The sequence below is a fragment of the Oceanobacillus sp. E9 genome (assembly GCF_001741975.1).
GTDB lineage: Bacteria > Bacillota > Bacilli > Bacillales > Amphibacillaceae > Oceanobacillus > Oceanobacillus kimchii.
In genome coordinates, this window is the sequence record NZ_LSNA01000001.1 from 749,851 (window position 1) to 757,769 (window position 7,919).

Annotated in this window: 9 protein-coding genes; all 9 read left to right on the forward strand. The window is 36.0% G+C overall.

Annotated elements, in window-relative coordinates; genetic code table 11:
• Positions 1-141 precede the first annotated feature (141 nt).
• The 9 genes from AQ616_RS03560 (at position 142) to lysS (ending at position 7,577) form a co-directional block, all read left to right on the forward strand.
• Positions 142-909 (forward strand): type III pantothenate kinase, encoded by a 768-nt coding sequence (locus tag AQ616_RS03560; RefSeq protein ID WP_017798838.1) that lies wholly within the window; start codon positions 142-144, stop codon positions 907-909.
• Positions 910-934: 25 nt separating this feature from the next.
• Positions 935-1,804: an Hsp33 family molecular chaperone HslO gene (gene hslO / locus AQ616_RS03565; RefSeq protein WP_069685073.1), complete on the forward strand. Its 870-nt coding sequence runs from the start codon at positions 935-937 to the stop codon at positions 1,802-1,804.
• Between the two features lie 25 nt (positions 1,805-1,829).
• Positions 1,830-2,741, forward strand: coding sequence for a peptidylprolyl isomerase (locus tag AQ616_RS03570; RefSeq protein ID WP_017798840.1), 912 nt, complete (start codon positions 1,830-1,832; stop codon positions 2,739-2,741).
• Between the two features lie 98 nt (positions 2,742-2,839).
• Positions 2,840-3,766 carry a cysteine synthase A gene (gene cysK, locus AQ616_RS03575; protein WP_069685074.1) on the forward strand — a complete coding sequence of 309 codons (927 nt, stop codon included), beginning with the start codon at positions 2,840-2,842 and terminating at the stop codon, positions 3,764-3,766.
• 197 nt (positions 3,767-3,963) lie between these two features.
• Positions 3,964-4,740 (forward strand): dihydropteroate synthase, encoded by a 777-nt coding sequence (folP, locus tag AQ616_RS03580; RefSeq protein ID WP_375544869.1) that lies wholly within the window; start codon positions 3,964-3,966, stop codon positions 4,738-4,740.
• Positions 4,733-5,098, forward strand: a complete 366-nt coding sequence (gene folB, locus AQ616_RS03585; RefSeq protein WP_017798843.1) for a dihydroneopterin aldolase — start codon at positions 4,733-4,735, stop codon at positions 5,096-5,098. Before folP ends, folB begins: the two co-directional genes overlap by 8 nt.
• Entirely contained in the window at positions 5,095-5,607 is a 513-nt protein-coding gene (folK, locus tag AQ616_RS03590) for a 2-amino-4-hydroxy-6-hydroxymethyldihydropteridine diphosphokinase (RefSeq protein ID WP_017798844.1), read from the forward strand. Before folB ends, folK begins: the two co-directional genes overlap by 4 nt.
• The gene (locus AQ616_RS03595) at positions 5,577-5,807 is read left to right on the forward strand and encodes a helix-turn-helix domain-containing protein (RefSeq protein WP_017798845.1); all 231 of its coding nucleotides are present in this window, start codon (positions 5,577-5,579) and stop codon (positions 5,805-5,807) included. The genes folK and AQ616_RS03595 overlap by 31 nt, the downstream gene beginning before the upstream one ends.
• Before the next feature lie 288 nt (positions 5,808-6,095).
• Complete coding sequence (gene lysS, locus AQ616_RS03600; RefSeq protein WP_069685075.1) at positions 6,096-7,577, forward strand: lysine--tRNA ligase; 1,482 nt, start codon at positions 6,096-6,098, stop codon at positions 7,575-7,577.
• The last annotated feature ends 342 nt before the right edge of the window (positions 7,578-7,919 follow it).

Consider the following 7,919-nt stretch of genomic DNA (forward strand, 5'->3'; position numbering starts at 1 on the left):
TGATGAGAAGTAGCCTATAAAAGGGCTGCTTCTTTTTTATGTGCATATGAACGTTTGACAACGAAGCTTTGAGCTTTTCTTATATTTCCTAAAGTATGTTATATTAAAGAACAGATAAGATTAGGAAGGTAGGCCTGACAGATGCTATTTGTACTTGATGTAGGAAATACCAATACAGTCTTAGGGGTATTTGACCAAGGTGAATTAACCCATCATTGGAGAATTAAAACAGATCGCTACAAAACAGAAGATGAATTTGGAATGCTAATTCATTCTCTTTTTCAACATAAAGAATTAACATTTGAAGATATTAAGGGTGTCATCATATCTTCGGTTGTTCCACCTATTTTATTTGCTTTAGAGAAAATGAGTAGAGATTATTTTCATATAGATGCCATTGTAATTGGAAAAACTTCATATCAAACTTTTTTAAAAATGAATTATCCAAACCCTCAAGAAATTGGTGCAGATAGAATTGTTAATGCTGTAGCAGCTACGGAAGAATATGGTGCACCATTAATTATTATTGATTTTGGAACAGCAACTACGTATTGTTATATCGATGAGGATATTGCATATGCCGGTGGAATTATTACACCTGGAATTAATATTTCAATGGAAGCCTTATATAGTAAAGCTTCGAAATTACCAAAAATTGAAATTCAAAAACCGGAAACTGTGATTGGTTCTACGACGGTAGACGCCATGACTTCTGGAGTGTTTTATGGATATATTGGACAAGTAGATGGATTGGTAGAGAGAATCAAAAACGAAAAAGGCACAAATCCTACTGTTATTGCTACAGGGGGACTTGCTAAATTAATTGCACATGAATCAGCAACCATTGATATCGTAGAGCCATATTTGACATTAAAAGGATTACATTTGATTTATCAAAAAAATAATTAGTAAAGTAGAAGGAGAGATATTCCCAATGAACGATTACTTAATAAAAGCGACAGCAAATAATGGGAAAATTAGAGCGTATGCTGTTCAGTCCACAAATACGGTGGAAGAAGCGAGAAGAAGACAAGATACATTTGCAACTGCATCTGCAGCTCTTGGTAGAACCATAACAATTACATCAATGATGGGGGCTATGTTAAAAGGTGATGACTCTATCACAACGAAAGTAATGGGGAATGGTCCACTTGGGGCAATTGTTGCTGATGTTGATGCTGATGGGCATGTTCGCGGATATGTTAAGAATCCACATGTAGATTTTGAATTAAATGAAAAGGGAAAACTGGATGTAGCGCGAGCTGTTGGTACAGAAGGAAACATTAGCGTTATTAAAGATTTAGGATTAAAGGATTTTTTTACAGGAGAAACACCGATCGTTTCTGGTGAGATTAGTGAAGACTTTACGTATTACTATGCTACCTCTGAACAAATACCATCAGCCGTTGGTGCAGGGGTTTTAGTAAATCCAGATCATACTATTTTAGCTGCCGGAGGCTTTATTGTTCAAGTAATGCCAGGTGCTGAAGAGGAAGTAATTAATGAATTAGAAGATCAAATTCAAGCTCTCCCAGCGATATCTTCGTTAATTCGTGAAGGAAAAACCCCAGAAGAAATACTTACCCAACTATTTGGAGAAAAACAACTAAACATTCATGAAAAAATGCCAATTGAATTTCGTTGTAAATGCTCAAAAGATCGTCTTGCACAAGCGATTGTTGGTTTAGGAAATGATGAAATCCAGGCTATGATTGAAGAAGATCATGGTGCGGAGGCTACTTGTCATTTTTGTAATGAAAAGTATCATTTTACAGAGGAAGAATTAGAAAACCTTAAACAGTAGAGAGAAGAAAGGAAGTTACACCTAAATGTCTAAAAAATTGTTGCTCGGGATCGTTGTGGTGCTACTGATTACGAATATTGCAACTCTACTGTTTGTAGGAGATGGCAATGATTCAGAAGTAGTGTCGGACGGCGAGGGAGAGAAAGAGATCAATCGTAATGAAGCAGTCGCAACAGTAGCGGATGAAGAAATATCCTATGATGAATGGATGACAGACTTAAGAAATATGCAAGGACAAAAATATTTAAAGCAAATGATTGATAAAGAAGTAGTTAACACTTTAGCAGAGCAAGAAGGTATTGAAGTAAGTGAAAAAATCATCGACAGGGAAGTTTCGTTCTTATATACCATGCAAGGAATATTAACGGAAGAAGATGCTGCAGTAGAGGAAGAGAGATGGAGAGAAGAAATCAAATACCGTTATCAATTGGAACAGTTGTTAACCAGAGACATTGAAATTCCAGAAGATGAAATAAAATCATATTATGATACATATGGTAATCAATATGATTTTTCATCTTCTGTTAAGCTTTCGCATATTTTAGTAGAAGATATGGAAACAGCTGAGCAAGTGTACCAAGAATTAGAAGATGGTGCTTCTTTTAAATTATTAGCTAGAGAATATAGTATTGATGATGAAACGAGACAAAATGGTGGCTATATGGGTGCTATTTACACATCAAGTCAGTTCTTATTGGATAGTTATGAAACACAAGCTGCGAATATGGAAAATCATACTTATAGTGAACCTTTTCAAGCAGAGAATGGTGTAGCAATCATGTACTTGCACCGTAAACTTCCCGCAATTGAATTTACTTACGAAGAAGTACAACCATATGTGCATAGTGAAATTGCAATGCATGAAGAAGGACTGACGTTAGAAGCAGACCAATTATGGGAAGAAGTGGATATTGAGTGGATTTACGAAAATAAATAATCTGAAATTATCAGACAAATTAGTTGACATTTTAGGATAAAGGAACTACATTAGATGTAAATCTTATAAAAATACTTGGAATTAGAGGAGGAAGTCAGATGAAGGTCTCTGATAATATTACAGGTTTAATCGGTGGGACACCAATTGTTAAATTACACAATGTTACAGATTATGATAGCGCAGATGTATACGTAAAGTTAGAGTTTATGAATCCTGGTAGTTCTGTGAAAGATCGTATTGCTATTGCGATGGTTGAAGCAGCTGAACAAGGTGGTAAACTAAAAGAAGGCGACACGATTATTGAACCAACTAGTGGAAATACTGGTATTGGTCTGGCGATGGTAGCAGCAGCTAAAGGATACCGTGCTGTTCTAGTAATGCCAGATACGATGAGTCAGGAACGTAGAAACCTCCTTCGTGCTTATGGTGCTGAACTAGTCCTAACTCCTGGAGCTGAGGGAATGAAAGGTGCAATTGGCAAAGCGGTAGAATTACAAAAAGAGAATGGTTATTTTATGCCGCAACAATTTAGCAATCCTGCTAATCCAGATATACATGAAAAAACAACTGGTAAAGAAATTGTGGAACAGATGAAAGATGGTCTAGATGGGTTTGTATCCGGAATTGGTACTGGTGGAACAATTACAGGGGCAGGTAAAGTACTAAAAAATCATTTTGATAATGTTAAGTTATACGCTGTGGAGCCAGCTGACTCTCCAGTACTTTCAGGTGGAACTCCAGGGCCACATAAAATACAAGGAATCGGTGCAGGATTTAAACCTGATGTGTTAGATACTGCAATTTATGATGAAGTTTTAACAATTTCTAACGAGGAAGCATATGAAGCAGCTAGGAAAGTTGCAACTACCAACGGAATATTGGGAGGTATTTCCTCAGGTGCGGCGGTTGCTGCAGCAGTTAAGGTAGCGAAAAAGTTAGGTAAAGGCAAGAAAGTGCTTGCTATTTTACCAGATAATGGTGAGCGTTACTTATCAACACCGTTATATCAATTTGATGAACAGTAAATAAGTAAGGAGGGCTGGCCAATATAGGTCGGCTCTTTTTTAATTTGCGTGGATTATGGGACTTAAAGGTAGTACTTCCGTTCTGCAAGTAGTTATTGTAGGATGATAGAATAGATTATGTAAGAAAAGAGGTAGAAGATAAGTTGAATATTCGAACGAAGAAACGTACTTTAAATGTATCTGAACGAACACATTTAATGGGAATACTAAATGTAACTCCGGATTCCTTTTCAGATGGAGGAAGTTATTCAACTGTAGATAAAGCTGTGAACCAAGCTTTGGAATTAGAAAAACAGGGCGCAGATATTATCGATATAGGAGGAGAATCAACACGACCAGGTTACACTCCAATATCTGCTAAAGAAGAGCTAGATCGAATTGTTCCAGTTATACGTATCCTTAAAGACAAATTAAGCATTCCAATATCGGTAGATACCTTTAAAGCAGAGACGGCTCAAAAAGCTTTAGAGGCAGGAGCAGATATTATTAATGATATATGGGGAGCGAAAAAAGATCCGGAAATGGCAAAGGTTGTAGCTAAATATAATGCTCCGATTATTTTAATGCATAATCGTAATGAAGAAAATTATAGAGACTTTATGGAAGATGTAAAATCCGATTTATTGGAAAGTATCCAAATAGCAAAAAATGCAGGGATTACCGATGACAACATCATTCTTGACCCTGGTGTAGGATTTGCTAAAAGCATGGAACAGAATATGGAAGTAGTACGAGAGCTACATCAATTAGTCGACCTAGGCTATCCTGTACTATTAGCAACTTCACGAAAAAGATTTATTGGACATGTATTAGATGTTCCTGCAGATGAACGTGATGTTGGTACGGCTGCTACCACGGTCATCGGAGTGCAACAAGGAGCTCATATAGTACGAGTGCATAATGTACATATCAATGCGGAAGCTGCCCAGATCGCAGATGCTATCTATGAAAAAGGAGTATCTAAAAATGGATAAAATTATTATAAAACAAATGCAGTTTTATGGTTACCATGGACTTTTTCCAGAAGAAAATAAACTAGGTCAGCGGTTTAATGTAGATCTCGAATTACATGTACCGTTAGATAAGGCGGGGAACTCCGATGATATGAATGAGTCCATTCATTATGGACAGGCTTATGAAACAGTGAAAAAAGTCGTCGAGGGTCAATCATATAATTTAATTGAAGCGGTAGCTGAGGAAATCTCTAAAGAGCTTTTCGCGTCCTTTTCATTATTGAATGCTTGCTTAGTAAAAGTAGTAAAACCAGACCCACCCATTCCAGGGCATTATCAATCTGTCGCTGTAGAAATTTATAGGGAGAGGATAAAATGAATGAAGCTTATGTAGCCTTAGGAACTAATATTGAACCACGTGAAAATTTTATTAAAGAAGCACTACAATGTTTGGATGATTATACAAACATAACCATTCAGAAGAAGTCTTCAATATATGAGACGGCTCCTGTAGGTTACACAGCTCAATCTCAATTTTTAAATATGGTGGTGCAAGTAATAACGAGTTTATCAGCAAATGAACTATTAGATGTATGTCAAAAGATAGAACAGAGGTTAGGAAGAGAGAGAACGATTCGATTTGGTCCTAGAACAATCGACCTTGACATTTTGACGTATAATCAAGAAAATAGTACAGTAGAAAGATTGATGTTGCCGCATCCTAGAATGCATGAACGCGCATTTGTCTTAATACCACTTCAAGAAATCGCACCGGGATATATGATCCCTGTAAAAAACAAAACAGTGGATTCTTATGTCAATGAACTTCCTGAGACAGATAAAAAGGATGTAAAAAAATGGATAAAAAGCGAATCGGAAGAAGAATAAAAGCTTTTCGAAAGCTAAAAGGATACACACAAATACAATTTGCTAAAGAGATGGAGATATCCACTTCAAAACTAGGAAATATTGAACGAGGTACAAAACAGCCTTCCGATCAACTATTAGATGAGATTGCTGAAAAGTTATCCATTTCCAGAGAAGAGCTCATACTAAAGAGCATTGCAACTGATACTGAGGACAAGTAGATATTCTAAACGATACGTCTTTAATACTTGTTATAGTAGAATTAATTATTTTTTAGCGAGTGAATTTCAAAAATACTAAGCTCCATAAAAAAACGAATAATAGTTATATATGAATGTTCGTTATGAACGCATGCGAAATTAACTCGGGTAATTGATGCATAAATTTAAGCATTAAGATTTATATCTGGAGGTTAACTGCCTACAGATGGGTTTGTATTAAAATCTTGTTAGGTGAATCATCATTGTGGATACGCTATACTTATTTTATGAAGAATTGGAGTGATAGAAGTGTCAGAAGAATTGAATGAACATATGCAGGTGCGAAGAGATAAATTAACGGAGCACTTGGAAAAAGGGTTGGACCCATTTGGGGGCAAATTTGAACGAAGCCACCTGGCAACCGGTCTTATTGATAAGTATAATCCTTATTCAAAAGAAGAGTTAGAGGAAATTACAGATGAAGTTACCATTGCTGGACGGTTAATGACAAAGCGTGGAAAAGGAAAAGCTGGATTTGCTCATATTCAAGATTTAAGTGGCCAAATTCAATTATATGTGCGTAAAGATATGATTGGTGACGATGCTTATGAAGTATTTAAGTCTACAGATTTAGGGGATATTGTTGGCGTAACCGGTATTATGTTTAAAACAAAGGTAGGAGAAATTTCTGTTAAGGCAAAACAATTTCAATTATTAACGAAATCTTTAAGACCTTTACCAGAAAAGTATCATGGATTGAAGGATATCGAACAGCGTTATCGTCAACGTTATCTTGACCTAATTACAAATCCAGATAGCAGAGAAACTTTTGTATTTCGTAGTAAGATCATTCAATCGATGAGAGAGTATTTAAACGGACAAGGATTTTTAGAAGTTGAAACTCCTATGATGCATAGTATCCCTGGTGGAGCTTCTGCCCGTCCATTTATTACACATCATAATGCTTTAGATATTGAACTATACATGCGAATAGCTATTGAATTACATTTAAAACGATTAATGGTTGGTGGTCTGGAGAAAGTCTATGAAATAGGACGTGTATTCCGTAATGAAGGTGTGTCTACAAGACATAATCCAGAGTTCACTATGATTGAGCTATATGAAGCGTATGCTGATTATCAGGATATTATGGAACTTACAGAGAATCTTGTAGCTCACATCGCAAAAGATGTCCATGGTTCCACAACTATTACTTACGGTGAAAACGAAATTAATTTAGAGCCAAAATGGACAAGATTGCATATGGTAGATGCTGTTAAAGATGTTACAGGTGTGGATTTTTGGAAAGAGATATCAGATGAGGAAGCACGTACACTTGCTAAAGAGCACGGTGTACAAGTAACTGATTCAATGAGTTATGGTCATGTTGTAAATGAATTTTTTGAACAAAAGGTAGAAGAGACTCTTATTCAACCGACATTTATACACGGACATCCAGTGGAAATTTCTCCACTAGCAAAGAAGAATAAAGAAGACGAGCGATTCACCGATCGTTTTGAGTTGTTCATTGTCGGGAGAGAACATGCGAACGCATTTAGTGAATTAAATGATCCAATTGATCAACGTGCTCGTTTTGAGGCTCAAGTAAAAGAAAGAGCTGAAGGAAACGATGAAGCGCATTATATGGATGAGGACTTCTTGGAAGCACTTGAATATGGTATGCCACCAACTGGGGGACTTGGTATAGGTGTCGACCGTTTGGTGATGTTATTAACGAACTCTCCATCTATTCGTGACGTATTACTTTTCCCACAAATGCGCACAAAATAACTCGGAAGTGTAAAAACCTTTATCAAAACGTTGTTATGATAAGGGTTTTTCTTGTTTAAAATAGGATTATATTGGGAATATATAAGTATGTATTTGTTATGGCGGAATAGCCTAAATTATAGAAATATTAATCAATCCATAATTTCTTTTAAAAAGTGCTTGATTTCGTTTTGGAATCATGATAAATTAAATATCGTTGCGTTAACAAAGCGCATCAGCAAAGCACATCGAAATGAACTTGAGTAAAAAAGTTAAAATAAGTTGTTGACATCAACAATTAGATGTGTTAAATTAATAAAGTCGCCAATTTGAGTTAGCGACACAGAAATTGCTCTTTGAAAA

Excerpts from the sequence above, each read along its gene's own strand:
- AQ616_RS03560 (WP_017798838.1), top strand. The coding sequence starts at position 142 with ATGCTATTTGTACTTGATGTAGGAAATACCAATACAGTCTTAGGGGTA.
- hslO (WP_069685073.1), top strand. The coding sequence starts at position 935 with ATGAACGATTACTTAATAAAAGCGACAGCAAATAATGGGAAAATTAGA.
- AQ616_RS03570 (WP_017798840.1), top strand. The coding sequence starts at position 1,830 with ATGTCTAAAAAATTGTTGCTCGGGATCGTTGTGGTGCTACTGATTACG.
- cysK (WP_069685074.1), top strand. The coding sequence starts at position 2,840 with ATGAAGGTCTCTGATAATATTACAGGTTTAATCGGTGGGACACCAATT.
- folP (WP_375544869.1), top strand. The coding sequence starts at position 3,964 with ATGGGAATACTAAATGTAACTCCGGATTCCTTTTCAGATGGAGGAAGT.
- folB (WP_017798843.1), top strand. The coding sequence starts at position 4,733 with ATGGATAAAATTATTATAAAACAAATGCAGTTTTATGGTTACCATGGA.
- folK (WP_017798844.1), top strand. The coding sequence starts at position 5,095 with ATGAATGAAGCTTATGTAGCCTTAGGAACTAATATTGAACCACGTGAA.
- AQ616_RS03595 (WP_017798845.1), top strand. The coding sequence starts at position 5,577 with ATGGATAAAAAGCGAATCGGAAGAAGAATAAAAGCTTTTCGAAAGCTA.